Below are 22,291 nucleotides of genomic sequence, written 5' to 3'. Positions count from 1 at the left end.
CATGACCATGCTGTTGCTCGTTGCGCTGTTCGTCATCACCATCGGGGCCGCAGGCTTCGCTCTGGTGCCCTCGGCACTCGGGAACAAGCGTGCCCAGCAGCGCATGAAGGCCTTTCAGGGTGACATCCGGGCCAATCGCCGCGAGGCCGATGCCAGCCGCACCCGGGAAGACCGGCGCAAAACCGTCCAGCAGGCGCTGAAGTCGCAGACCGATGCGCTCAACGCCAAAAAACGCCTGAGCCTGCCCGACCTGATTTTCCAGGCAGGCATGACCATCAAGCCGGCTACGTTCATCCGCAACAGCGTCATTTTCGGCGCTGCGCTCTTCGTTATCCTGGTGCTGGCACAGGTACCGATCTACTTCGCCGTCGTGTTCGCAGTGGCGGGCGGCTATCTGCTGCCGCGCATGTATGTCTCGCGCCGCCGCAAGAAATACCAGGATCGGTTTCTCGACGAACTGCCCAACGCCATCGAAGCCATCGTGCGCGGCGTCAAGACCGGCTTGCCGCTCAACGATTCCATGCGCGTGGTGGCCAAGGACACCAAGGAACCGGTCAAATCCGAATTCGGCCGGGTCCTCGACCAGCAGAGCTTCGGCATGTCCATGACCGAGGCCGTTCAGGTGTTGCTTGACCGCGTCCCGCTGCCCGAGGTCAATTTCTTCGTGGTGGTGATTTCCGTGCAGCAACAGGCTGGCGGCAATCTCAGCGAGGCGCTGGGTAATCTGGCGCGCGTGCTCCGCAACCGCAAGAAGATGAAGCAGAAGGTCAAGGCCATGTCCTCGGAGGCCAAGGCCTCGGCGGGCATCATCGGCTCCTTGCCGGTCGTGGTTTCCATTCTGGTTTCCATCGTCTCGCCGACTTACCTGATGCCCCTGTTTGTCACCCCGGTCGGCAATCTGTGCCTGGGGATCGGCGTGTTGATGCTGGCCACCGGTATCTTCGTGATGAACCGCATGGTCCAGTTCGAGGTCTAGGGGAGCTGTTGCATGAACATCGTTGAGCTGCTTACCCAGCGGGACTTCCTCATAGCCGTCCTCGCCGCCGTTTCAGCGGCGGCGGTCGTGTTCACCTTCGGCTCGTCGCTCCTGGTTCGCCAGGACATGAAGAAGCGCATCAAGCGCGTGGCGGTGGAACGCGACAAGATGCGGGCCGAGGAAATGGCGCGTCTGCGTGGCGGCGCCAATGCCGATGGGCGTGGCTCCATCCGGCGCGGCAAGGAAGCCAAGACCTATATGAAGCGGGCGGTCGAGCGCTTCGACCTCAAAAAGGCCTTCCAGGACGACACCACCGTGGACAAGCTGGCCATGGCCGGCCTGCGCGGGCAGGCGGAATTGACCAAGTTCCTGTTCCAGCGTTTCAGCTATCCCATCGCCATCTTTGCGGTCGCTGCTGTCTATCTGCTCGTCCTGTCCCCGGGCGACCGGCCGGTCTATCTCAACCTGCTTTACGCTATCGCCGCGGGCCTGGTCGGCGCCTATCTGCCGCTTTTGATGCTCAAGAACCGTACCCAGAAGCGTCAGGCCTCCATCCGCCGCTCCTGGCCCGACTGTCTTGATCTGCTGCTGCTTTGCGTCGAGGCCGGCATGTCCATGGAGCACGCATTCAAGCGCGTGGCCAAGGAGATCGGTGCGCAGTCCGCGGAACTGGCCGAAGAGCTCACCCTGACGACCGCCGAGCTTTCCTTTCTCGAAGACCGCACCCGCGCCTATGACAATCTTGGCCGGCGCACCGGGCTTGATGGCGTCAAGTCGGTCATGACCGCCCTCATCCAGGCGGACCGCTACGGCACCTCGGTGGGCCAGGCGCTGCGCGTCATGGCCGAGGAAGGCCGCGAATCGCGCATGATGGACGCCGAGAAAAAGGCTGCGGCCCTGCCGCCCAAGCTCACCGTGCCGCTTATCCTGTTCTTCCTGCCGGTGCTCTTTATCGTCATTCTCTCCCCGGCCATGATCAAGGTCTTCTCCGGCTCGGTCGCCTCGACGGTGGGCGGCGGCTAGACCTGAATGAAGCCATGGCTAGTCAAGGCAGCATTGGTCGTGCTGGCCCTGCTGTGTTTCTGGGCTGCGGCGATCATTATCTGGTTCATGCTGCTGCCCGGTGTGGGGTTCCTGATTTGGGCGCTGCTAGCGACGGCATTCCTCATCATCCTGCATCCAGGCTGAACACGCCTGAGCCGCCTGTCGGGCTTGCAGGAGGCAGGTCTTCAGGACGGGAATGGGCCGGGGGCCAGATCAACCCTTGTCGATCAGATCCCAGCGGTTCTGCTGAGTCAGCAGGGCGCGCACATAGGCCATATTGGCCTCGACCTGTTCGGGGGGCAGTTCGGCAGCGTAAATGGCGCGGCATTCATCAAACCGACCCTGCAGGCCCACGACCAAGGCCAGGTTCTGCCGCGTCTGGGTATTGGCACCGCGCATCTGCACGGCGCGCCGCAAGTGCTTTTCGGCCGCGACCAGATCGTTGGTCATGGCATAGGACAGGCCCAGATTGGTTTCGATCGAAGCCTCGCCCGGTGCGATGATTGCCGCCTGCCCATAGACTTGCCGCGCCTCGTCATGGCGTCCGGTCTGGTCCAGCGTGGCGCCCAGCACCAGAAGCGCATTCCAATCCGGTGCATCGGGGCGGATGACATTGCGCAAGACCTGAATGGATTGGTCGAACCGGCCTGCGGCCGTCAACGCCTTGGCATAGGCGACCGACAGGGTCACATCGCCAGGGTAGTGGATGATGGCCTGTTCCAGCGCCGCTGCCGATTGCTGCGGCTGTCCGGCGGCCCGGAGCGCCGCTGCATATTGAATGACCGTGGCGCGGTCCTTGGGATTGGCGCGATAGCGTGCCGTCAGCGCACCCAGATTGGCGTGGCTCTCTGCCGCGCTCATGCCCGCATAATCCGTCGCCGCCATTTGCCCGCGGTTGGATGCGCAGGCCGAAAGCGCCAACGCCGCCACTCCGGCCAGAAGCAGGGGACGGATTGTTCCGATGATCCGCGCTCGATCGAACACTTCTTACTCCCGGCCGTGTCCGGCCGCATGAACCTGTCTCCGAGCAATAGATCATTAACCCTAACGCTGCGTTAAACGGCCCTGGGTGCCGTTGCCGGTGCTGCCTGGCTTCTCTAGAAGTGAGCGGAGAGCCCAGGAGTCCCCGCTATGTCCAAATCGTCGATCACCCCGGTTCACTTCATTTCGGAGGGGGGCGTGGCGGCCAGCGGGATATCGGAGGGGCATCAGGCCTGGGCGACTGCCAATGGCTTCACCGGCCAGCGCGGAACGCTTCTGGCCCTTCCGGACGCTGATGGCGGCATTGCCGCCTATATGCTGGGCATCGGCCCTGCCGAGAACCGGCCTGTTTTCGTCGCCGGTCACGCCGGTGCCAGCCTGCCTGAAGGCCGCTATCGCCTGGAGGGCGACTATGGTGACCCCACCATGGGGGCCATTGCCTTCCGGCTGGGTGCCTACCGCTTCACCCAGTATCGCGGCTCCAACAAGAGCCCCGAGCTGGTCATACCTGGCCGTGCCGACGCCGATGAAGTGGAACGTCAGGTCGAGGCAGCGTCTCTTGCTCGTGACCTGATCAACACCCCGGCCAATGATCTGGGGCCCGACGCGCTGGAAAAGAAAGCGCGCGAACTGGCGCACCGGCACAAGATGAAGGTCAAGGTCATTGCCGGCGACGAGCTGCTGGCGGCCAATTTCCCGATGATCCATGCCGTGGGGCGCGCCAGCGCGCAGGCGCCGCGGCTGATTGATCTACACTGGGGCAAGACCACTCACCCCAAGGTAACTCTGGTGGGCAAGGGCGTCACATTCGACACCGGCGGGCTCGACATCAAGTCCGCCGCCGGCATGCTGATCATGAAAAAGGATATGGGCGGCGCCGCCAATGTCCTGGGCCTGGCGCACGCCATCATGGATGCGCGGCTGCCGGTGCGGCTGCGCGTCCTGTTGCCCGTCGTGGAGAACGCTATTGCCGGCAATGCCTTCCGCCCTGGCGACGTGCTGCGGTCACGCGCCGGGCTCAGCGTCGAAATCGGCAACACCGATGCGGAGGGCAGGCTGATCCTGGCCGATGCCTTGGCCCTGGCCGACGAGGAGGCGCCCGATCTGATTGTGGATATGGCTACCCTGACGGGAGCCGCGCGCGTCGCGCTGGGTCCTGAGCTGCCGGCGCTCTACGCGACCGACGATACCGTCGCGGCAGGTCTGGTCGCCGCCGGATTGTCGGCCGAAGACCCGCTCTGGCCCATGCCCCTCTGGTCGGCTTATGACAGCCTTTTGGCTTCGCGCATCGCCGATGTGAACAACGCTGCCAGCGGCGGCCATTCCGGATCGATCATCGCCGCGCTGTTCCTCCGGCGCTTCGTGCGCAATGCAAAGGCCTGGGCGCATCTGGACATCTTCGGCTGGGCACCCGAAGCCCGGCCCGGCCGCCCGGCCGGCGGCACCGATCAGGGCATAAGGGCGATCTATGGCCTTTTGCGCCAGCGTTACTCGGCCTGATCGGCAGGCGGCGTTCCCGGGATCACGTCGGTCCCGGTGGTCCGCTCGATCACCCGGTCCGTCACCTCGGCCCCATGCTTGGGAAACAGCAGCGGTGCGGCCGCGAAGCCGCCGATAATGGCGGCCAGCATGACCCAGCCGGCCCATTTCTTGTGCTTTTCGATGAACTCGCTGGCGACCGGTCCGAAGAAATAGAACAGGCCGCAAGGGAAGAAGAACCGCAGGCCCCGGCCGATCAGCCCGTACAGGATGAAGGTCCAGATATCGATTCCGGCGACGCCACTGGTGATGGTGATGATCTTGTAGGGAATGGGCGTGACCGCGCCCACCATGATCATGAAGGGGCCATTGGCCACGAAGCTCTCGCGCAATTGTTCGAAGCCGGCACCGGCACCGTAGAACTCGACGATTCCCTTGCCGATGGTGTCGAACAGATAATAGCCGATAGCATAGCCGAAGATGCCGCCGACCACGGAAAACACGGTGCAGATCGTTGCCAGGCGCCAGGCGCGGCGCCGATCGGCCAGGATCATGGGCGCCAGCATCACCTCGGGAAACACCGGCACAATCATGGCTTCGAGAAAGCAGATCAGGGCCAGGATCGGTTCGGCCAGCGGATGGCCTGTCGCGGCCTTGAGCCGTTCGTAGAGCCCCGGCTTTGCCGTCTGTGTGGTGTCAGTCATGCCCCCAACCTGGCTCCCTTTTTCCAGTGCACCCTGCTTGAACGACAGCTTGCCGCCTGACCAGTGAATTTTGCGTGTCAGACACGACCGATTTCGCCGGAATTACCTCAGTAGCCCCGCTGCCGGTCCACCACATTGGGCAATGGTTTGCCCGCCTCATGATCGATCAGGATGCGGCTGAAATAGCGCACCCCGCTCTGCTCATCGGAAATGGCTGCGATATGGGGCGTGATGTAGCAGTTCTCGATATCCCACAAGGGGCTGTCGGAGGGCAGGGGCTCGACTTCGAAGACGTCCAGGCTTGCCGCGCCCAACGTCCCGTCGGCGAGGGCCGCAACAATATCGGCTTCCTTCTGATGGCCACCCCGTGCAGCGTTGATGATCACCGGTCCACCCGCCAGCCGGTCGCGCCTGAGCCGCGCAAAAGTGTCGCGATTGAGAATGCCCGTGGTTTCCGGGGTCAATGGCAGGAGGTTCACCAGAATATCGGTGCCCGCCAGAAATGCCTCGAACTGGGCGTCGCCGGCAAAGCCCTCGACCCCGTCCATCTGCTTGGGTGTTCGGCTCCAGCTCCTGAGGTCAAAGCCCAAAGGCCTCAATCGGCTCACCGCATCCTGTCCGAGCACGCCCATGCCCATGATCCCCACCGTCGTTTCGCCTGCGGCGGGTGGGTAATACTGGCTCCAGCGATGCGCCTTCTGGTCGGCCTGAAAGCGGGTGAACTGGCGATGGTGCATGGTGACTTGGGCCACCACATAATCGCTCATGCGCTGGCTGAGATCGGCGTCCACGAAGCGGACGATGGGTGCGTCCGGCAGCCGGGGATGCTTGAGCAGGGCATCAACCCCGGCACCCAAAGACAGCACGGCCTTGAGGTTGTCGAGCCCATCAAAGGCGTCGGCCTTGGGCTTCCAGACAAAGATATAGCGGATATCGCCCGGGTCGAACGTATCGGTCTGCCGCACCACCGGGTAGGGGGCCAGGGCCTCGGCAAAGGCCTTTGCCCAGCTGGCCTCATCGACATCGGAAAGGTGCAGCAGCAGCATGGGTCATCCTCAAGAAAAGAGCCGCGCAGGGGGCGCGGCTCGATCATATGTCGGCGGTGATCCGGTTTACTGGCCGGCCGCCGGTTCCGGAGCGGCGGCACCGCCCGATTCGGGCGCTGCCGGCGTGGTTTCCTGAACGGGGGTGCCGACAACCGGCGACGCATCGCGGGTTTCCGTGGCTGTTTCCGCGGCAGCCTCGGGGGCAGTTACCACGGTCTCCTCGCTGCCACCCTCGGCCGGGGTCAACAGCTCTTCGGGGATGGTGTCATCCGACCCGGCGGCATCCTCACCTTCAGCCGGCACGGCTTCAGGCGCGGGGAAGGGCACGGGATTGGCAGACAGCGTCTGGAGATAGGCCAGGATGTCGGCACGTTCTTCCGGCGAGCGCACACCGGCAAAGCTCATCTTGGTGCCCGGCGCGTAACCCTTGGGATTGGTCAGGAAGGCGTCGAGGTTCTCGTAAGACCAGACCAGCCCTTCATTGTGGTGCTGCATCAGGATGTCCGAATAGGCGAAGTCTTCGACATGAGCCTGCACGGCGCCCACAACGTCATAAAGCAGCGGCCCCTGCTTGTTGGCTTCGCCTTCACCGAAATTGTGGCAGCTCTGGCACTTGCGCACAGCCGCCGCGCCACGCTCGGCGCTGGCACTGGCCAACAGCACGCTCAGCGGAACCGCCGGCTCTTCTTCCACGGGAGCGCCACCTTCGGCCACTTCCGGCTCGGGCAGGGCATAGCCGGGGCCGCGGTTCTCGATCGGGTGGTAGATGGCTTCGGCCAGAAAGCCCACACCCATGACGAACAACAGGGTGCCGAGCACGGCGCCGATGATCTTGTTTAGCTCAAACGAATCCATTTGGTCTCTCTGCCGGTCCATCCCCGTGGACATTTATCCGAACCGGCCCAACTTTGGATCCCCCATAGGGCAATCCGCCTCAACCGGCCGGTGCGACGCGCGCGGAAGATAGTATCAAGCCCTTTGTGGCGCAACCGTCCAAAGCCGGCCACGCACCGTCAAATCGTCGCGGTTTGCCGGCCGGTTAGGGTTGCGCCGCGCCGGCACCCTGTCGACCCGGACAATTTCGGGCGTTTTTGCCAGCCCTCTTCATCCACATTGACTCCCATCCCGGCCCGCGCCACAACCCGCCTGCCTTAATGTCCAGGAATGACCCATGACCAAGAAAATTGCCTTCCAGGGTGAACCCGGCGCGTTCAGCCATGCTGCATCGGCCAATTTCTTCCCCGGCGAGGATTTTCTGGGCTGTGTTACTTTTGAAGAAACCCTGAACGCGGTTCAAACCGGCAAGGCCGATTATGCCGTGGTTCCGGTCGAAAATTCGCTCTACGGCCGCATTACCGATATTCATCACCTGCTGCCCGAAAGTGGCCTGCACATCATTGGCGAAACCTATCTGCGGGTGGAGATGACGCTGCTGGGCGTTCCCGGTGCAGTGCTGGACGACATAAAGGCCGTGCAGTCGCTCTCGGTGGCCCTGGGCCAGTGCCGCAAGTTCATTTCCGGTCGTGGCCTGCGCACCATCAATGCTGTCGACACTGCTGGCTCTGCCCGCGAGGTTGCCGAAAAGGCGGACAAGTCAGTCGCCGCCATTGCCTCGCGCCTTGCAGGGGAAATCTATGGCCTCAACGTCCTGGCCGAAAACATCGAGGATGCCGACCATAACACCACCCGGTTCCTGGTGTTGTCGCCCACCGAAAAGCGCGCGCCCAATCAGGGCAAGGTAAAGACCACCTTCGTGTTCCGCGTCCGCAACGTACCGGCCGCCCTCTACAAGGCCATGGGTGGCTTTGCCACCAATGGCATCAACATGACCAAGCTGGAAAGCTACATGGTCGGTGGCGCCTTCACCGCCACCCAGTTCTACGCCGATATTGAAGGGCATCCTGACGACATCGGCGTTCAGCACGCGTTCGAGGAACTGGGGTTCTTCACCGATTACTTCCGCATCCTGGGGGTCTATCCGGCCGCGGACTAGAAGAGAAATGCGCTGCGACGTTCTCTCATCTTGATGATCTGTCGTGCCGGTTCTTCTGGGCCATGTGATGCAATCGGGCGGGCCGGGACGGATTGATCTCCCTGATCTGGGCGCACACCAGGTCAATCGGAGCTGGCTTGCCCAGGAAGTATCCCTGGCCGATGTCGCAGCCTGTGCCGCGCAGCAGTTCCATCTGTTCCTGCGTTTCCACGCCCTCTACGACGACCTTTGCGCCCGTCTTCCTGGCCAGCACCAGCACGGCCTCGATGACCGAGAGGCCAACCGAGTCTGTGTCGAGATTTTGCAGGAAAGCGCGGTCGATCTTGATTTCGTCCCAGTGGAACTTTGTCAGATATGACAGGGACGAGTACCCGGTGCCAAAGTCATCGAGCGCGAGTGACACGCCCAGATACCGGAGTTCGGAAAGCACGGCGATCGGCTGCTTGGCATCAGCCATCATCACCGACTCCGTGACCTCGAGCTTCAGCCGTTCGGGTGGCAATCCCGCCGCCATGAGCGCGTCCGCCGTCGCTTCCATGACTTCCCCCTGCATGATCTGGATGACAGACAGGTTCACCGCCACCTGAACGTCAGGGGGCAGCCGCAAGGCATCTCTACAGGCGCAGGCGATCATGTATTTGCCGATGTCGACAATCTGCCCGGATGCCTCTGCAATGGGAATGAATTCGGCGGGGGAGATCGGGCCCAATTGCGGATGGTGCCAGCGGGCCAGGGCTTCAACGCCCACCACCGCTCCCGTTCCGATATCGACCTGAATTTGGTAATGCGGCGTGATTTCGTCCCTGCCGACAGCACAGCGCAGATCGTTTTCAAGCTTCAGGCGGCGTTCCACCGTCTCGCGGAGCGCCTCATCATAAATGGCAACAGACCCTTTCCGGTGGGCCTTTGCTTCGCTTTGTGCCAAGTCGGCGTCTGCCAGCAGCTCACGTGCGTTTTGAATCGCATTTGCGGTCGTGGCGATGCCGGCAGTCGCGCTGATGGTCACAGAACTGCCCTCGATATCGAATGGCCGCTTTAGGGCTTCGAGCATCCTTTGCGCCATGGTTTCGGCCTTGGATTGGTCGCGCACATGCAGGAGCGCCGCGAATTCGTCTCCGCCCAATCGGGCGACAACGTGCCCCGATCCGGTCGAGACTACGTCTTCGAGCCTGCGAGCGGCGGCGATGAGCAGCTTGTCGCCAAACATGTGCCCCCAGGTGTCATTGATCAGCTTGAAGCCGTCCAGATCGATCACCACCACGGCCGTCAGTCGCTCATCCCTGGTCGCCGGCTGATCAGCGTCGGGAAAAGCCGTCCGGTTTGGCAGCCCGGTCAATGGATCATGATGCGCCAGATAGGCAAACGTGTCGGCGGCACGTCTGACCTCGGCATGCGCCCGTCGCAGATTCCGGTTCTGGAACGCCGACACGATAAGCATGATACCCGCAGACAAAAGCGCGGCCACCACCAGGTAGTGCTGTATCGCCTGCTTTTCGGTGAGCGTCTGCCTTATCGCTGCCGCCTTGGTGACGGCCGAGATCGTCGCCTCCGCACCGATCTTCTCAATCATTGCCCCAACCGGTTCCAATGTGTCGAGTACCGTTGAAATCGAGGAGGCCTGTTGCAGGTCCGTCATTGCCGGTTCGATTGACACCAGGAGACGCTGCAGCTCTTCATAGGCCTGCTGGCTCTCCGGGCTGGATTCCAGGAATTCCTTGTATCCGCCAACATTCCAGCTATCGAGCCGGCCAAGCAGGATCTGGTAGAACAGTTCGGCGCGGTCGGCGTCGGCCTGCCGGCCCATCGCGGCGTAGCGGGCGAGATAGGCTTCCAGCTGGGCCGCTTCGATGCGGCCATGCGCCCCGATCCAGGAAACATCGAAGCGCATGGAATCGCGCACGGCATCAGCCGTGTCCTGCACCACCCGAGCATGCAACACGGTGGCTATACCCAAGACCACGATGACGACGATCGCGAACTGCGGAAACCAGGCATGCCGCTTCATGGCCCACCATGCCTTCTGGGCTATTTGATTGTGATGCTGCGGACCTGCCATGCCGATCGGGCATGGTAGAGATCGGTCTGCAGCTCATCGAAATCATCGAATGGATAGATGATGAAGAGCGGCCCCTTGTTGCGCACCGACATGTATTCACCGTCCTGTTTCAGTGCCAGCAGCACCGGATAGGCCGAAAAGTCCTCAAGCGGGATTGTGGTGCGATAATTGTTGAGGGCCAGGACATCGGCCTCTTCTCCGTCGGCGCCAACATGGGCGAGCAGCATTGCCATTGGGACACCCTCAAATACGGGCGTTCCGTCATGCCAGGGCGTGGCAGTGGCGATCTGGGCCGAACCGATTGCTTCGAGCTGAGATGCCGTGAAGTCGAGCGGGACGCCGCCATCGATCTTCCCGTCAATTGTCAGGATGACAGCATCTGATTGCGCCAGCGCCACGGATGGGATAGAAGCGGTGGTAAGCAGAACAATCGAGAGCTGAAGGACAAGGTTCTTCATTTTAGTGCTCCGGGTTACCAAACTTCCATTCTGCACCAGTCCAAAAAATTTCAAGTAAACGTATCCGAGCGCTTTCTCTCGAATTTATTTATGCCGCGTTTTGCATAATTTGTGCGGTGTGGCGCATCGTGAGGCCCGTTGACACGCGGGCCGCCCCCGCTATGGTCCGCGCGAATGTCAAACCGCCAGGACACGCCATGTCGCACGAGCAACTTGCCCAGACCATCGACACCGCCTTCGAGAACCGCGCCGAGGTCAATTTCAACACCACGGGCGAGATCCGCGATGCCGTCAACGAGGCGCTGAACCTGCTCGACACCGGAAAGGCCCGCGTGGCGGAAAAGGTGAACGGCGCCTGGCAGGTCAATCAGTGGCTCAAGCGCGCCGTGCTGCTCTCCTTCCGCCTCAATGACAACGAGCCCATGACTGGCGCGCCACAGGGCTCCACCTGGTGGGACAAGGTCCCGACCAAGTTCGAGGGCTGGAGCGACAATACCTGGCGTGAGGCCGGCTTCCGTGCCGTGCCCGGCGCCATCGTCCGCCGCTCGGCCTATATCGGCAAGGGCGCGATCCTCATGCCCAGCTTCGTCAACTTGGGCGCCTATGTCGATGACGGCACCATGGTCGACACCTGGGTCACGGTCGGCTCCTGCGCCCAGATCGGCAAAAATGTGCACCTGTCCGGTGGCGTCGGTATTGGCGGCGTGCTCGAACCACTGCAGGCCGGTCCGACCATCATCGAGGACAATTGCTTCATCGGTGCCCGCTCGGAAATCGTCGAGGGCGTGGTCGTGGGCGAGGGCTCGGTCATTTCCATGGGCGTCTTCATCGGCGCCTCCACCAAGGTGGTGAACCGCGCGACCGGCGAAATCCACATGGGCTATGTGCCGCCCTATTCGGTGGTCGTTTCCGGCTCGCTCCCCGGCAAGCCTTTCCCCGACGGCACCCCCGGCCCGAACCTTTATTGCGCCGTCATCGTCAAGACTGTCGACGCCCAGACCCGCTCAAAGACCGGCATCAACGACCTGCTGCGCGATTGATCGAGAGTGCCGGTGCTGGCCCCGGCCAGACCGGCGTCCTACTCTGGGCCTGACCGGAGCTGATTCCGGTCTATTGAGGGGACAAGAATGGACAATATCAAAGCGCTTTTGACCACCACCGAGGGCCGTATCGGCCGTCAGCAATGGTGGATCGGCATCGTTGTACTCATCATCGTCTCGATCGTCGCCAGCATCATTGTCAGCATCATCAGCCTGGGCAATGCGACCGTGATTGCCTGGCTCGGCGTGCTGATCAATCTGGTGCTGATCTGGCCAAGCTACTGCATCGGCATCAAGCGCCGGCACGATCGCGACAATGATGGCACTGACCTCAAGATACTGATTGCCGGCTCGGTCATACTCAACCTGCTGCAGGCCTCGGGCATCGGCGCCTCCATGGTCGATGTCGGTGGCGTCAGCTATCCCATGCCACCGATCTGGCTCACTATCCTGAGCGTCATCTACGGCATTTTCGCCATCTACATGCTCGTCCAGCTTGGCTTCCTCAAGGGCACGACCGGATCCAACAGCTATGGTCCCGACCCACTGGACGCCGCCGCCTGAACCCGACTGGAGCCGTCGTGACCATCGACCCTGCTGACCTGCTTGCCCGCCTCATTGCCTGTCCCTCGGTCACCCCTGAGGAAGCGGGCGCGCTCGACCTCTTGCAGGCCGAACTAGAGGCTATCGGTTTTGCGGTCACGCGGCTGCGCTTCGATGGCGACGGCTCCTATCCGGTTGATAATCTCTTCGCCACGCGGGGGCAGGGTGGCCGCCGCCTGCTCTTTGCCGGCCACACCGATGTGGTGCCGCCCGGAGATGCTGCGCACTGGACCTCAGAACCTTTTACGCCCCGCGTTGAAGGTGGAAAAATCTACGGCCGAGGCGCGGCCGACATGAAATCCGGCATCGCGGCATTCGTTGCGGCCTGTGGTGCGATCCCGCCCGATGCCGGCATCATTCAGCTCGCCATTACCAATGACGAGGAGGCCGATGCCATCAACGGTACGGAGAAGCTGATCAAATGGATGGGGGACAATGGCCACAATTTCGATTTCGCCATTGTCGGTGAGCCGAGCTCCACAGAGACGCTGGGCGACAGCATCAAGATCGGGCGGCGCGGTTCCTTCTCGGGCAAGGTGACGGTCACCGGCACGCAAGGGCACGTTGCCTATCCGCACAAGGCCAACAATCCCCTGCCGGTGCTGGCTGCCATCGCCACGGCGCTCTCAAACGAAAAGCTCGATGCCGGCACCGAACATTTCCCGGCCAGCAATCTGGAGCTGACCACCATCGATGTTGGAAACCCGGTCAGCAATGTTATCCCGATGAGCGGGACCCTGCGTTTTAACATCCGATACAATGACGTTTGGACACCCGAAACACTGGCCGACTGGGTCCGCACCCGTATCGGATCGGTCGATGCCAGGGGCACCCGGGTCGATTTCGAGTTGGCCGGCGCGCCCTCGCGGGCCTTCCTCTCGCCTTTGGGCGCCGATATCGAGACCCTGTCGGCAGTGATCGCTGGCCGCAGCGGCAAGCCCCCTGAATATTCCACAGGCGGGGGCACCTCGGACGCCCGCTTCATCGCCCAATACGGCCCGGTGGTCGAATGCGGGCTGGTGGGCCCCTCCATGCACAAGGCTGACGAGCATATTGCCCTGTCCGATCTCGCCGGGCTGACGGACATCTACGCCGCCTTCATGCGCCGGTTTTTTGCGGAGGCGACGACGGCATGAAGATCATCAGCGCCCTGCGCCAGTCGGTCTACGGCTGGATCATGATCCTCAGGAACGAGGCAGGCTGGCAGGAACGCTTTCGTTTGACCATGCCTGGCCTGACGACTGGTCTGGTGCTGTTCTACCTGTTCGCCTTTCTGGCGGTCGTATTGGGGTCGTTCAATTTTGGTGTCCCGACCCTGGGCGAGTTTGTCGCGACCCTGGTGTTTCAGTCTCTCTTTCTGATTGCCCCGCTGATTGGCATTTACGGTACCCGCTACGCATTGCGGGATCGCGGAGCGGTATTGCCGCTGCTAGTGCCGGCCATTTATGCGCTGACCTACTATATTGGTCTGGGCGCCCTGCTGTCCTTGACCATCCCTTTCCTGCTGCCTTTGGTCTGGTTGGGCCTGCTCTACATGTTCTTTCGCCTGGGGCGTTTGGCGAGCGGTTGGAGCATAGGCGTTTCGGCCGCCTTTGCAGTATTGACGGTGGTGCTTCTTGCCGGAACGCCCATCGCGCTCTACATCATGCCAGCGCCTGTTCCTCCCGCGTGATACGAGTTTATTCCTTGCCACAGTCTTCCCCGACCTTTGTTGAAGAAGCCATGGACGCTGCCCGCGGCGTCTGGGCGCTTGTGCTTGGTCGGCGGGATGCGGCGCAATATTTCGATTTCTCGCCGCGCGGACTGATCGGAAGCTTCATCGCGCTGGTGCTGGGTATCGCCATTCAGGCTTTTGGGCCGCACCCCATAGATGCGGCGGCCCCACCCGTTTCGGCCCTGAGCGTCGTCATCGTCAGCGCCCTGGTCCTAGCGGGGCAATACGGCATCATCCTGTTGGTGCTGCGCCAACTGGGCCGTACCGATAGCTATGTGCCGTTTCTCGTCGCGCAGAACTGGGCAACGCTGTTTCAGTCCGTCATCACCATCGCAATTATTGCCCTGCTCGGTCCCCCGATGACGGTGGACAGCCAAGGCTACGCGCAATTGACCAATGGCAGTTTTTTCTATGTCGGGCTGAGCATCGCAATGCTGGTCGTGTGGTTCAATCTGTCCCGGCACATCATGACGCTGCGGCCGCTGCACATTGCGGTCTTCCTGGCAACGTTGCTCGGAACGGCGCTGGTGCTGCCGGTTTTTCTGGGTGCAATATTGCCCTGACGCGTCCCAGCTAGGGGTGTCACCACCTCAATCCAGCCGCGGCCTGGACTAGTAGTCCACCCCGGTCAGGTACAGCCCGCTCGCCGGCGCCATGGCCCCGCAGCGCTTGCGGTCGGCCGCATCCAGCGCCGCACGGAAATCGGCCGGGCTCCATTTGCCTTCCCCGACCAGCTTGAGCGACCCCACCATGGAGCGCACCTGGTGATGCAAAAAACTGCGGGCGCTGGCGGTGAGGGCGATCACCTCGCTGTCTCCGGTGACCGCGAAGGTGTCCAGGGTGCGGATAGGCGAATTGGCCTGGCATTCGGAGGAGCGGAAGGTCGAAAAGTCGTGCTTGCCCAGGATAAGCTGGGCGGCCTCATGCATCCTCTCGGCATCGAGTGGCACCGGGACATGCCACACCTGGTTGCGTTCGATGGCCGCTGGGGCGCGGCGATTGAGAATGCGGTATTCATAGTGCCGGGCCAAGGCTGAAAACCGGGCCTCGAAACTGTCCGGCACGGCCTCGGCCTCAATGATCACCACCGGTTGGGGCTTGAGGTGGTAGTTGAGCGCTTCGCGGATTCGGAACGGGTCCCAGCTCTTGCCAAGATCGAAATGGGCCACCTGACCCAGCGCATGCACACCCGCATCCGTGCGCCCGGCCGCTTGCGTCGTCACGGTTTCCCCGGAAAATCTGGAGATGGCCTCTTCCAGCGCCTGCTGCACACTCATCCGGTCCTTCTGCCGCTGCCAGCCGCAGAACGGGGTTCCGTCATATTCGATGGTGAGCTTGTAGCGCGGCATCAGGCAACTTTGCCGGGCAGGGTCCCTGCGCCGCGCAGGAAGGTCGCTGCGTCCATCACGCCCTTGCCCTCGCGCTGAACCTGGGTCAGGCGCACTGCTCCTGAACCGCAGGCAATGGTGAGGCCATCGCCAATCAGCGTCCCGGGGGTGCCGCCGCCTTCGGCGAGGCTGGCCCGCAGCGCCTTGATCCGCACCGGCTTGCCGCCCAGTTCCAGTTCGAACCAGGCGCCCGGGAAGGGCGAGAGGCCGCGGATCAGGTTGTGCACATGCTCTGCGGGCTGGGCAAAGTCGATCCGGGCTTCGGCCTTGTCGATCTTGGTCGCGTAGGTTTCCCCGCTCGCCGGCTGCGGTGTGAACTCCAGGCTGCCGCGCTCCAGCGCAGCTAGCGCCCGCCCCATCAGGTCGGCTCCCAGGCGCATCATCTGGTCATGCAGTTCGCCTGCCGTCATATCCGGGGCAATCGGGATGATCTCGGTCGGCCCCATCGCGCCGGTATCCAGGCCTTCATCCATCTGCATCACCACAATGCCGGTCTGCTTGTCCCCGGCCATGATGGCGCGCTGGATCGGCGCCGCGCCCCGCCAGCGCGGCAGCAACGAGCCATGAAGGTTCAGACACCCATATTCTGGCGCTTCGAGAATGGGCTTGGGTAGCAAGAGGCCATAGGCCACGACCACGGCCACATCGGCCCCGAGTGAAGCAAACTGCGCCTGCTCGGCCTCGCCCCTGAGCGAACGGGGCGTGAAGACGGGGATGCCGAAAGCTTCCGCCGTTTCATGTACCGGCGTCTTGCGCTCGGCCTGGCCTCGTCCGGCAGGCTTGGGTGCGCGTGTATAGACCGCCACAACCTCATGCCCGGCCGAGACGATCTCGGTCAGCGTTGGTACGGAAAATTCGGGCGTACCCATGAAGACGACGCGCATGCCCGGAACCCTTTGAACGATCTGGATGCTTGTTTCATCGTCATTGCCCGGCTTGACCGGACAATCCATCTGGGGGTGCATGGATCACCGGGTCAAGCCCGGTGATGACGCTCTCGCAGGGGCAGGCGCCCCATCAACCCGCCGCGCGTTTGGCGGCCTTGTCGAATTTCTTGATCACGCGGTCGCGCTTCAACCGGCTGAGATAGTCGATATAGAGTACGCCATCGAGATGATCGAGCTCGTGCTGGATGCAGACGGCCAGCTTGCCCGAGGCCTCCTTGATCACGTCCTTGCCCTCGAGATCGGTGTATTTCACCGTCACGTCATTGGGCCGCTCGACCTCGTAATAGAGCTCGGGAATGGAGAGGCACCCTTCCTCGGTCACCTGCATCTGGTCGCCGAAATGGGTGATCTCGGGATTGATCATCACCAGCGGGGCGGGAGGCTCGTCTTCGCCGGCCAGGTCCATCACCACGATGCGCTTCATCACCCCGATCTGGGGCGCGGCCAGGCCGATGCCCGGCGCGTCATACATGGTGTCCAGCATGTCCTTGGCCAGGGCCTTGATCTCGTCGTCGACCTCGATAATGGAGTCGGCAACGGCGCGCAGACGCGCATCGGGAATGATCAGGATGGGGCGAACGGCCATGGTAAAAAAGTCCGGCGAAGAGTGGATTGCCTCCGATATGGCGATTTCCGGCCCCGGGGTCAACTCCGGGGTGCTGCAAAGCGCGGTAGCAGAACATTTTGCGAACAGAAGAATCGCACTAGAGTGCCGCCATGCGCGACCTTGATACTGTACTGTTCACCCTGGGCGAGTTTTCCGTCACTGCTGCCATGGCGCTGCTTGGCGTCAGCATAGTCTTGCTTGTCGCGCTGGCCGGCTGGCTGGTGGTTTCGGCCCGTTCCAATGCCACCCGAGCCGAGCAGGCGGCGCGAGAGGCCAGCGACGGCCTTAAGGCCAGCTTTCTCGACCAGATCGCCACGCGCGACACCCGGATTCGTGAACTCGAGGGCCAGATTGAGCGAGAACGGGAGCGTGCCACAGATCTGCTGGATGCTGAGCGCGAGAAATCCAGCGGACTGCAATCCGAACTGGCCGCCATGCGCACGCGGCTGGACGAGCAGGCCCGGCAAAATGAGGCCAATCTGAAGCGCTTCGAGGAAGTGCGCCAGCAGATGACCGTCGAGTTCAAGTCCATCGCCGGCGAGGTGCTACAGACCCATAGCGAGACCTTCACCAAGCAGAACCGCGAACAGGTCGATACGCTGCTCAAACCGCTGCAGGACAAGATCACCGAGTTCCACAAAAACCTGGTCGAAGATCGCTCGGCCATGGGCGAGCGCATCCGCGCCCTGGCTGAAAGCAATCTGCAGATCACCACCGAGGCGCAGAACCTGACCCGCGCACTCAAGGGCAATTCGCAAACCCAGGGCGCCTGGGGCGAGATGATCCTCTCCACCATTCTCGAACAATCGGGTTTGCGCGAGGGCGAGCAGTATTTCACCCAGCAGAGCCACACCGGCGAGGACGGCCAGCGCGTCCGCACCGATGTCGAAATCCTCATGCCCAATGGCGACCGGCTGGTCATCGACTCCAAGGTGTCGCTGACTGCCTTCGAGGCCTTCGTGAACAGCCCCGAGGATGACCGCGACCAGCATTTGCGGGCGCATATCACCTCGGTACGCGGCCATATCACCACTTTGGGCGACAAGACCTATCACCGTGCCGCCAAGTCCAGTCTCGACTATGTGATGATGTTCGTGCCCATTGAATCCGCCCTCGCCACGGCTATCCAGCACGATGCCAAGCTGGTCGAGTTCGGTATGGGCAAGGGCGTCATGCTGACGACCCCCACCACGCTGATGACCGTGCTGCGCACCGTGCGCAATGTCTGGGACATCGAAAAGCGCCATCAGAACGCCGAGGAGATCGCCGAACGCGCCGGCCAGCTGTACGACAAGGTGGCCGGATTTCTCTCCACCATGGACAAGCTGGACGGGCATCTCGACAAGGCACGATCGAGCTTCGATGAAGCGCGTAACCAGCTCTCCAACGGGCGCGGCAATGTGGTGCGCCAGGTTGAAATGCTCCGGGAGCTGGGGGCCAAGTCATCCAAGGCCATTCCGCCCAAATGGGATGGCGGTAGCGATGAGGCGCCCACCCTGCGGCTGGTTCGGGATGAGCCGGGCGATCTCAACTAAGTGCGGCTGCGGGTTACTTCGCTGCGGCTCTTGAGCACTTGGTCTCCGTCGTCCTGCTCAATCAGATAGGCCGGCTCGGCGCGGCTGGCGTTGCGCGTGACCTCGGTGCCCTTGATGGTACGGGCGACCGGCCGAGTGAACCGCTCCACAATCTTTCCTGAGGTGGCGTGCGCGCCCCATCGCCAACTGACCCTGGTTCCGTTTCGCAATCCCATTTCCGTCCCATCCGCTTCGTCTTTTTTGTCCGATCTGGTCGAACTCTCTGCCCTCCATCGCGTTCCTTCATTGTCGTGGCCAAGCGAAATGGGAGACGCATCATGGTCCAGAACCATCATCATCCGGGGAGCCTGGTGCCCCAGGAAACCAATTTCGACAACGCAGACACGCCCGGCATCTCTCAGCCTTATAGCCAGAGCGAGATCGATGACCTGCTCTACGGCGACGATCGCCCCGCGCAGGAACGTCTGGAGCGGCTGTGGGAGATGCGCAACGAAACCGCGGCGCGTGAAAGCGGCGACTTTGGCGAGCAGGACCCGGTCTATGTGCTCGAGGAACTGGATCGCGCCATTGCCGAGCTTCAGCGCGACCTGGACAATGCCGAAGAGACCGGCGCAGTGGATGCGCCCATGTCCGTCGACCCTTCCGACCACCTCGACGCCCTTTCCCCCGACGACAGCGACGCGCGGGAGGCGTTGATCGGCGAAGAAGTTTTCTACGAGGACGATGAGGACGGCCCGGTCGACGATGACCACGTCTGGCATGGCAGCGAGGAATTCGATCCGCACATGCACTAGTGTTGCAGCGCTCTTATAAAGCCGGCTGTCACCCCACCCTAATTTCCCTCCCCCTTGTGGGGAGGGCAGCGTGGTGAGGCCCGCCGGGGCGCGGCAGAGCTAGGGTGGGGTGTGGGGCAGGAACGAAACCGCTAGCGCCGTCAGAGCGCCTAAATCTCGGTCCTCGCCTTGAGCGCCTGGCTCAGTGTGCCCTCGTCGAGATAGTCCAGCTCCCCGCCCACCGGCACGCCATGGGCAAGGCGGGTCACCTTGATGTTCGTACCCGCCAGCCGGTCGGTGATGTAATGGGCCGTGGTCTGGCCTTCCACGGTGGCGTTCATCGCCAGCACGATTTCCGAATAATCATGCGCTCGCGCGATCAGCCCTTCGAGGTTGAGGTCGTCCGGCCCCACCCCGTCAAGCGGCGACAGCACCCCGCCCAGCACATGATAGCGCACCTGACCCACCCCGGCGCGCTCCAGCGCCCAGAGGTCGGCCACGTCTTCCACCACGATCAGGATGCCGCTTTCCCCGCGCCGCGGGTCAGCGCAGATCGAGCAGGGAATAGTCGTATCCACATTGCCGCAGACTTCGCAGCTTTTCACGGCCACGACCGCGCGGTCCAGCGCCGCTGACAGGGGCAGCATCAGCTGCTCCTTCTTCTTGATCAGGTGCAGCACCGCCCGCCGCGCCGAGCGCGGGCCAAGCCCCGGCAGGCGCGCCAGGAGCTGGATCAGCTGTTCGATTTCAGGTCCGCCGGTGGCCAATCTGGCACCAGCCTAGAACGGCAGCTTCATGCCCGGCGGAATGGGCAGGCCCGCGGTCACTTCGGCCATCTTGCGCTGCGCTTCGGCCTCGCTCTTGCCCTTGGCGTCGTTATAGGCGGCCACGATCAGGTCCTCGACCACTTCGGCATCCTCGGGCTTGAGCAGCGACGGATCGATCTTGAGCCCGCGCATGTCGCCCTTGCCGCTCAGCGACACGCTCACCATGCCGCCGCCCGAACGGCCCTCGACCACCAGCTCGGCCAGCTCGGCCTGCATGGCCTCCATCTTGGCCTTCATCTCGCCGGCGGCCTTCATCATGCCCATGATGTCTTTCATTCGTCGTCCTCTTCAAGTGGGGGTGGCGCCAGTTCGGCTGGTGCGGCTTCCTCGTCGCGCACCGACACGTTCACCAGCTTGGCCCCGGGAAATGTCTCCAATATGGCCTTGACCAGCGGATCGTCATGCGCGGCGGCGGTGGCCGCCTCCTTGCGCTGTTCCTTCTCCTGCCGGATGGTCAGACCCTCCGGCGCCTTGGTCGAGACCATCACCAGCCAGCGCTGCCCGGTCCAGGTCTGCAGCCGGGCCGATAGCGTGGCGATGATACCCGGATCGGCACCATCGCTCAGCGCCACCTCGATGCGGCCCTGCTCGAAGCTGACCGGCCGCATCTGGCTTTCCAGCGCCAGCTTCACCAGCACGTCGCGCTTCGCCGCGGCCAGCGCGATCAGGTCCTTGTAGCTGGCCACACTTGCCAGGGCCGGCTGGGCAACCGCTTGTGGCCGCGTCGCCGGAACTGCGGGCGCGGGCGGTGCGACAGCGACCGGCGCAGGCGCCGATTGCACGGCTTCCATGCGCATGGCCGAAGCGCCGCCCGACGGGCCGCGTGGCGGCAGTTGCGGGGCGCTCGATCCGCTGGGCAGGTTGCCCTGCTGGGTCAGCTTCGAGATGACCTCGTCCGGGCTGGGCAGGTCCGCGGCATAGGCCAGCCGGATCAGCGTCATTTCAGCCGCCTGCAGCGCATTGCCGGCCCGCGCCGTTTCCTCATTGCCCTTGAACAGGATTTGCCAGGCGCGGGTCAGCGCCCGCATGGGCAGGCGCTGCGCGAGGTCCGCACCGCGTGTCCGCTCATCGGGCGTCAAGGACGCATCGTCGGCCGCGGCCGGCACCACCTTGATGCGGGTCACCAGATGGGTGAATTCGGCCAGGTCCGCCAGCAGGGTCTGTGGGTCGGCGCCCAGATCATAGAGTTCCTTGAGCGCACCCAGGGCCTCGGCAATCCGACCACTCATCAGGTCTTCGAAAAGGTCGATGATCCGCGCGCGGTCTCCCAGGCCCAGCATGGCCTTGACTGTCGCAGTGCTCACCGCGCCATTGCCATGCGCGATGGCCTGGTCCAGCAGCGAAAGCGAGTCCCGGGCCGAGCCCTCGCCGGCGCGCACGATCATGGCCAGCGCATCGGGCTCAAAACCGATACCTTCCTGGCCAAGAATTTTTTCGAGATAGGCCTTCATCACCTCGGCCGGAATGCGCCGTAGGTCAAATCGCTGGCAGCGCGACAGGATTGTGACCGGCACCTTGCGGATCTCGGTCGTGGCGAAGATGAACTTCACATAGGGCGGCGGTTCCTCGAGCGTCTTCAAGAGCCCGTTGAAAGCCGCCGTCGAGAGCATGTGCACCTCGTCGATCACATAGACCTTATAGGGCGCCGAAACAGGGCCATATTTGACCGAGTCGATGATCTCGCGAATGTCGTTGATGCCGGTATTGGACGCGGCGTCCATTTCCACCACGTCGACATGTCGGCCCTCGATGATGGCGCGGCAATGGGTGCCTTCGGTTTCCAGTTCCAGCGTCGGATGGCGGCCGGTCTCGTCCTCATAGTTGAAAGCGCGGGCCAGAATGCGGGCCGTGGTCGTCTTGCCCACGCCGCGCACGCCGGTGAGGATAAAGGCATGGTGGATGCGGTTCTGGGCAAAAGCATTGCCCAGCGTCTGCACCATGGCGTCCTGCCCGACCAGGGTCGAGAAGTCGCGCGGGCGGTATTTGCGGGCAAGCACCAGATAGGGCGTGGTCTGGGTTTCAGCCATGCCGTCCGTCCGTTCTGCGCTCAACAGGGAATCTGCCTTTGTTCATGCCCGGACCATAGGGCAAGCCGCGCCCGACCGCAAAAGCCAAGAGGC

25 protein-coding genes are annotated in these 22,291 nt (G+C 62.8%); 12 read left to right on the top strand and 13 right to left on the bottom strand.

Annotated features, from left to right (window positions below; all coding sequences use genetic code 11):
• Position 1: 1 nt before the first annotated feature.
• The 3 genes from QZ564_RS06865 to QZ564_RS06855 are packed head-to-tail and all read left to right on the top strand — an operon-like array spanning position 2 to position 2,164.
• A complete protein-coding gene (locus QZ564_RS06865; protein WP_297106794.1) occupies positions 2 to 976 on the top strand; it encodes a type II secretion system F family protein in 975 nt (324 codons plus the stop codon).
• A gap of 12 nt (positions 977 to 988) precedes the next feature.
• Entirely contained in the window at positions 989 to 1,999 is a 1,011-nt protein-coding gene (locus QZ564_RS06860; protein ID WP_297106791.1) for a type II secretion system F family protein, read from the top strand.
• Between the two features lie 6 nt (positions 2,000 to 2,005).
• Positions 2,006 to 2,164 carry a hypothetical protein gene (locus tag QZ564_RS06855; RefSeq protein ID WP_297106785.1) on the top strand — a complete coding sequence of 53 codons (159 nt, stop codon included), beginning with the start codon at positions 2,006 to 2,008 and terminating at the stop codon, positions 2,162 to 2,164.
• Between the two features lie 69 nt (positions 2,165 to 2,233).
• Here QZ564_RS06855 and QZ564_RS06850 read toward each other — a convergent pair whose 3' ends face one another.
• Positions 2,234 to 3,004: a tetratricopeptide repeat protein gene (locus QZ564_RS06850; protein WP_297106783.1), complete on the bottom strand. Its 771-nt coding sequence runs from the start codon at positions 3,002 to 3,004 to the stop codon at positions 2,234 to 2,236.
• Positions 3,005 to 3,151: 147 nt separating this feature from the next.
• Between QZ564_RS06850 and QZ564_RS06845 the strand changes: the two genes are divergently transcribed.
• Entirely contained in the window at positions 3,152 to 4,501 is a 1,350-nt protein-coding gene (locus tag QZ564_RS06845; protein ID WP_297106780.1) for a leucyl aminopeptidase family protein, read from the top strand.
• Here QZ564_RS06845 and QZ564_RS06840 read toward each other — a convergent pair.
• The 3 genes from QZ564_RS06840 to QZ564_RS06830 all read right to left on the bottom strand — a co-directional run bounded on the left by QZ564_RS06840 (position 4,489) and on the right by QZ564_RS06830 (position 7,085).
• The gene (locus QZ564_RS06840) at positions 4,489 to 5,184 is read right to left on the bottom strand and encodes a YqaA family protein (RefSeq protein WP_297106777.1); all 696 of its coding nucleotides are present in this window, start codon (positions 5,182 to 5,184) and stop codon (positions 4,489 to 4,491) included. The genes QZ564_RS06845 and QZ564_RS06840 overlap by 13 nt on opposite strands.
• Before the next feature lie 107 nt (positions 5,185 to 5,291).
• Positions 5,292 to 6,230: a glyoxylate/hydroxypyruvate reductase A gene (locus tag QZ564_RS06835; protein WP_297106774.1), complete on the bottom strand. Its 939-nt coding sequence runs from the start codon at positions 6,228 to 6,230 to the stop codon at positions 5,292 to 5,294.
• 66 nt (positions 6,231 to 6,296) lie between these two features.
• Positions 6,297 to 7,085 (bottom strand): cytochrome c family protein, encoded by a 789-nt coding sequence (locus QZ564_RS06830; protein WP_297106770.1) that lies wholly within the window; start codon positions 7,083 to 7,085, stop codon positions 6,297 to 6,299.
• Positions 7,086 to 7,401: 316 nt separating this feature from the next.
• Here QZ564_RS06830 and QZ564_RS06825 point away from each other — a divergent pair, with 316 nt between their 5' ends.
• Complete coding sequence (locus QZ564_RS06825; protein WP_297106768.1) at positions 7,402 to 8,223, top strand: prephenate dehydratase; 822 nt, start codon at positions 7,402 to 7,404, stop codon at positions 8,221 to 8,223.
• Positions 8,224 to 8,248: 25 nt separating this feature from the next.
• Here the strand turns inward: QZ564_RS06825 and QZ564_RS06820 are convergent, their stop codons facing one another.
• Both QZ564_RS06820 and QZ564_RS06815 read right to left on the bottom strand, forming a co-directional pair.
• Positions 8,249 to 10,228: an EAL domain-containing protein gene (locus tag QZ564_RS06820; RefSeq protein ID WP_297106765.1), complete on the bottom strand. Its 1,980-nt coding sequence runs from the start codon at positions 10,226 to 10,228 to the stop codon at positions 8,249 to 8,251.
• A 20-nt stretch (positions 10,229 to 10,248) separates the two neighbouring features.
• Positions 10,249 to 10,737, bottom strand: coding sequence for a molybdopterin-dependent oxidoreductase (locus QZ564_RS06815; RefSeq protein ID WP_297106762.1), 489 nt, complete (start codon positions 10,735 to 10,737; stop codon positions 10,249 to 10,251).
• Between the two features lie 197 nt (positions 10,738 to 10,934).
• Here QZ564_RS06815 and dapD point away from each other — a divergent pair, with 197 nt between their 5' ends.
• From dapD to QZ564_RS06790, 5 genes are all read left to right on the top strand, one after another.
• A complete protein-coding gene (dapD, locus tag QZ564_RS06810; protein ID WP_297106759.1) occupies positions 10,935 to 11,777 on the top strand; it encodes a 2,3,4,5-tetrahydropyridine-2,6-dicarboxylate N-succinyltransferase in 843 nt (280 codons plus the stop codon).
• Between the two features lie 87 nt (positions 11,778 to 11,864).
• On the top strand, positions 11,865 to 12,341 hold the full coding sequence (locus QZ564_RS06805) for a DUF805 domain-containing protein (protein WP_297106756.1): 477 nt from the start codon (positions 11,865 to 11,867) through the stop codon (positions 12,339 to 12,341).
• 17 nt (positions 12,342 to 12,358) lie between these two features.
• Positions 12,359 to 13,516 (top strand): succinyl-diaminopimelate desuccinylase, encoded by a 1,158-nt coding sequence (gene dapE, locus QZ564_RS06800; RefSeq protein ID WP_297106753.1) that lies wholly within the window; start codon positions 12,359 to 12,361, stop codon positions 13,514 to 13,516.
• Positions 13,513 to 14,052 carry a hypothetical protein gene (locus QZ564_RS06795; protein ID WP_297106749.1) on the top strand — a complete coding sequence of 180 codons (540 nt, stop codon included), beginning with the start codon at positions 13,513 to 13,515 and terminating at the stop codon, positions 14,050 to 14,052. The genes dapE and QZ564_RS06795 overlap by 4 nt, the downstream gene beginning before the upstream one ends.
• Before the next feature lie 14 nt (positions 14,053 to 14,066).
• Complete coding sequence (locus tag QZ564_RS06790) at positions 14,067 to 14,657, top strand: hypothetical protein (protein WP_297106746.1); 591 nt, start codon at positions 14,067 to 14,069, stop codon at positions 14,655 to 14,657.
• Positions 14,658 to 14,705: 48 nt separating this feature from the next.
• Here QZ564_RS06790 and truA read toward each other — a convergent pair whose 3' ends face one another.
• From truA to def, 3 genes are all read right to left on the bottom strand, one after another.
• The gene (gene truA / locus QZ564_RS06785; RefSeq protein WP_297106743.1) at positions 14,706 to 15,443 is read right to left on the bottom strand and encodes a tRNA pseudouridine(38-40) synthase TruA; all 738 of its coding nucleotides are present in this window, start codon (positions 15,441 to 15,443) and stop codon (positions 14,706 to 14,708) included.
• Complete coding sequence (gene fmt / locus QZ564_RS06780) at positions 15,443 to 16,366, bottom strand: methionyl-tRNA formyltransferase (protein ID WP_297106879.1); 924 nt, start codon at positions 16,364 to 16,366, stop codon at positions 15,443 to 15,445. Before fmt ends, truA begins: the two co-directional genes overlap by 1 nt.
• A gap of 133 nt (positions 16,367 to 16,499) precedes the next feature.
• Positions 16,500 to 17,015: a peptide deformylase gene (gene def / locus QZ564_RS06775; RefSeq protein WP_297106740.1), complete on the bottom strand. Its 516-nt coding sequence runs from the start codon at positions 17,013 to 17,015 to the stop codon at positions 16,500 to 16,502.
• Between the two features lie 131 nt (positions 17,016 to 17,146).
• Here def and rmuC point away from each other — a divergent pair, with 131 nt between their 5' ends.
• A complete protein-coding gene (rmuC, locus tag QZ564_RS06770; RefSeq protein ID WP_297106737.1) occupies positions 17,147 to 18,571 on the top strand; it encodes a DNA recombination protein RmuC in 1,425 nt (474 codons plus the stop codon).
• Here the strand turns inward: rmuC and QZ564_RS06765 are convergent.
• Positions 18,568 to 18,786, bottom strand: a complete 219-nt coding sequence (locus QZ564_RS06765) for a DUF2945 domain-containing protein (protein WP_297106734.1) — start codon at positions 18,784 to 18,786, stop codon at positions 18,568 to 18,570. The two genes, rmuC and QZ564_RS06765, sit on opposite strands and share 4 nt — an antisense overlap.
• A gap of 102 nt (positions 18,787 to 18,888) precedes the next feature.
• On the opposite strand from QZ564_RS06765, the gene QZ564_RS06760 reads away from it, so the two are divergent.
• Entirely contained in the window at positions 18,889 to 19,365 is a 477-nt protein-coding gene (locus QZ564_RS06760; protein WP_297106731.1) for a hypothetical protein, read from the top strand.
• A 149-nt stretch (positions 19,366 to 19,514) separates the two neighbouring features.
• Here QZ564_RS06760 and recR read toward each other — a convergent pair whose 3' ends face one another.
• From recR to QZ564_RS06745, 3 genes are read right to left on the bottom strand one after another with little or no spacing between them, the layout of a single operon-like run.
• Positions 19,515 to 20,111 (bottom strand): recombination mediator RecR, encoded by a 597-nt coding sequence (gene recR, locus QZ564_RS06755; RefSeq protein ID WP_297106728.1) that lies wholly within the window; start codon positions 20,109 to 20,111, stop codon positions 19,515 to 19,517.
• 12 nt (positions 20,112 to 20,123) lie between these two features.
• The gene (locus QZ564_RS06750; RefSeq protein ID WP_220305861.1) at positions 20,124 to 20,447 is read right to left on the bottom strand and encodes a YbaB/EbfC family nucleoid-associated protein; all 324 of its coding nucleotides are present in this window, start codon (positions 20,445 to 20,447) and stop codon (positions 20,124 to 20,126) included.
• Entirely contained in the window at positions 20,444 to 22,198 is a 1,755-nt protein-coding gene (locus tag QZ564_RS06745; RefSeq protein ID WP_297106721.1) for a DNA polymerase III subunit gamma/tau, read from the bottom strand. The genes QZ564_RS06750 and QZ564_RS06745 overlap by 4 nt, the downstream gene beginning before the upstream one ends.
• Positions 22,199 to 22,291: the final 93 nt, after the last annotated feature.

Origin of the sequence: uncultured Devosia sp. (genome assembly GCF_913055165.1) — a bacterium.
In the GTDB taxonomy this organism is placed as follows: domain Bacteria; phylum Pseudomonadota; class Alphaproteobacteria; order Rhizobiales; family Devosiaceae; genus Devosia.
This window is presented reverse-complemented; position numbering and strand designations above follow the sequence as displayed.

What these genes read in the sequence shown, in the direction of transcription:
- QZ564_RS06750 (WP_220305861.1), bottom strand. Translation starts at nt 20,447, where the DNA reads ATGAAAGACATCATGGGCATGATGAAGGCCGCCGGCGAGATGAAGGCC.
- QZ564_RS06845 (WP_297106780.1), top strand. Translation starts at nt 3,152, where the DNA reads ATGTCCAAATCGTCGATCACCCCGGTTCACTTCATTTCGGAGGGGGGC.
- QZ564_RS06860 (WP_297106791.1), top strand. Translation starts at nt 989, where the DNA reads ATGAACATCGTTGAGCTGCTTACCCAGCGGGACTTCCTCATAGCCGTC.
- QZ564_RS06830 (WP_297106770.1), bottom strand. Translation starts at nt 7,085, where the DNA reads ATGGATTCGTTTGAGCTAAACAAGATCATCGGCGCCGTGCTCGGCACC.
- dapD (WP_297106759.1), top strand. Translation starts at nt 10,935, where the DNA reads ATGTCGCACGAGCAACTTGCCCAGACCATCGACACCGCCTTCGAGAAC.
- QZ564_RS06820 (WP_297106765.1), bottom strand. Translation starts at nt 10,228, where the DNA reads ATGAAGCGGCATGCCTGGTTTCCGCAGTTCGCGATCGTCGTCATCGTG.
- QZ564_RS06760 (WP_297106731.1), top strand. Translation starts at nt 18,889, where the DNA reads ATGGTCCAGAACCATCATCATCCGGGGAGCCTGGTGCCCCAGGAAACC.
- rmuC (WP_297106737.1), top strand. Translation starts at nt 17,147, where the DNA reads ATGCGCGACCTTGATACTGTACTGTTCACCCTGGGCGAGTTTTCCGTC.
- QZ564_RS06835 (WP_297106774.1), bottom strand. Translation starts at nt 6,230, where the DNA reads ATGCTGCTGCTGCACCTTTCCGATGTCGATGAGGCCAGCTGGGCAAAG.
- QZ564_RS06825 (WP_297106768.1), top strand. Translation starts at nt 7,402, where the DNA reads ATGACCAAGAAAATTGCCTTCCAGGGTGAACCCGGCGCGTTCAGCCAT.
- QZ564_RS06795 (WP_297106749.1), top strand. Translation starts at nt 13,513, where the DNA reads ATGAAGATCATCAGCGCCCTGCGCCAGTCGGTCTACGGCTGGATCATG.
- QZ564_RS06865 (WP_297106794.1), top strand. Translation starts at nt 2, where the DNA reads ATGACCATGCTGTTGCTCGTTGCGCTGTTCGTCATCACCATCGGGGCC.
- truA (WP_297106743.1), bottom strand. Translation starts at nt 15,443, where the DNA reads ATGCCGCGCTACAAGCTCACCATCGAATATGACGGAACCCCGTTCTGC.
- fmt (WP_297106879.1), bottom strand. Translation starts at nt 16,366, where the DNA reads ATGCGCGTCGTCTTCATGGGTACGCCCGAATTTTCCGTACCAACGCTG.
- QZ564_RS06815 (WP_297106762.1), bottom strand. Translation starts at nt 10,737, where the DNA reads ATGAAGAACCTTGTCCTTCAGCTCTCGATTGTTCTGCTTACCACCGCT.
- QZ564_RS06840 (WP_297106777.1), bottom strand. Translation starts at nt 5,184, where the DNA reads ATGACTGACACCACACAGACGGCAAAGCCGGGGCTCTACGAACGGCTC.
- def (WP_297106740.1), bottom strand. Translation starts at nt 17,015, where the DNA reads ATGGCCGTTCGCCCCATCCTGATCATTCCCGATGCGCGTCTGCGCGCC.
- QZ564_RS06765 (WP_297106734.1), bottom strand. Translation starts at nt 18,786, where the DNA reads ATGGGATTGCGAAACGGAACCAGGGTCAGTTGGCGATGGGGCGCGCAC.
- QZ564_RS06745 (WP_297106721.1), bottom strand. Translation starts at nt 22,198, where the DNA reads ATGGCTGAAACCCAGACCACGCCCTATCTGGTGCTTGCCCGCAAATAC.
- QZ564_RS06805 (WP_297106756.1), top strand. Translation starts at nt 11,865, where the DNA reads ATGGACAATATCAAAGCGCTTTTGACCACCACCGAGGGCCGTATCGGC.
- QZ564_RS06855 (WP_297106785.1), top strand. Translation starts at nt 2,006, where the DNA reads ATGAAGCCATGGCTAGTCAAGGCAGCATTGGTCGTGCTGGCCCTGCTG.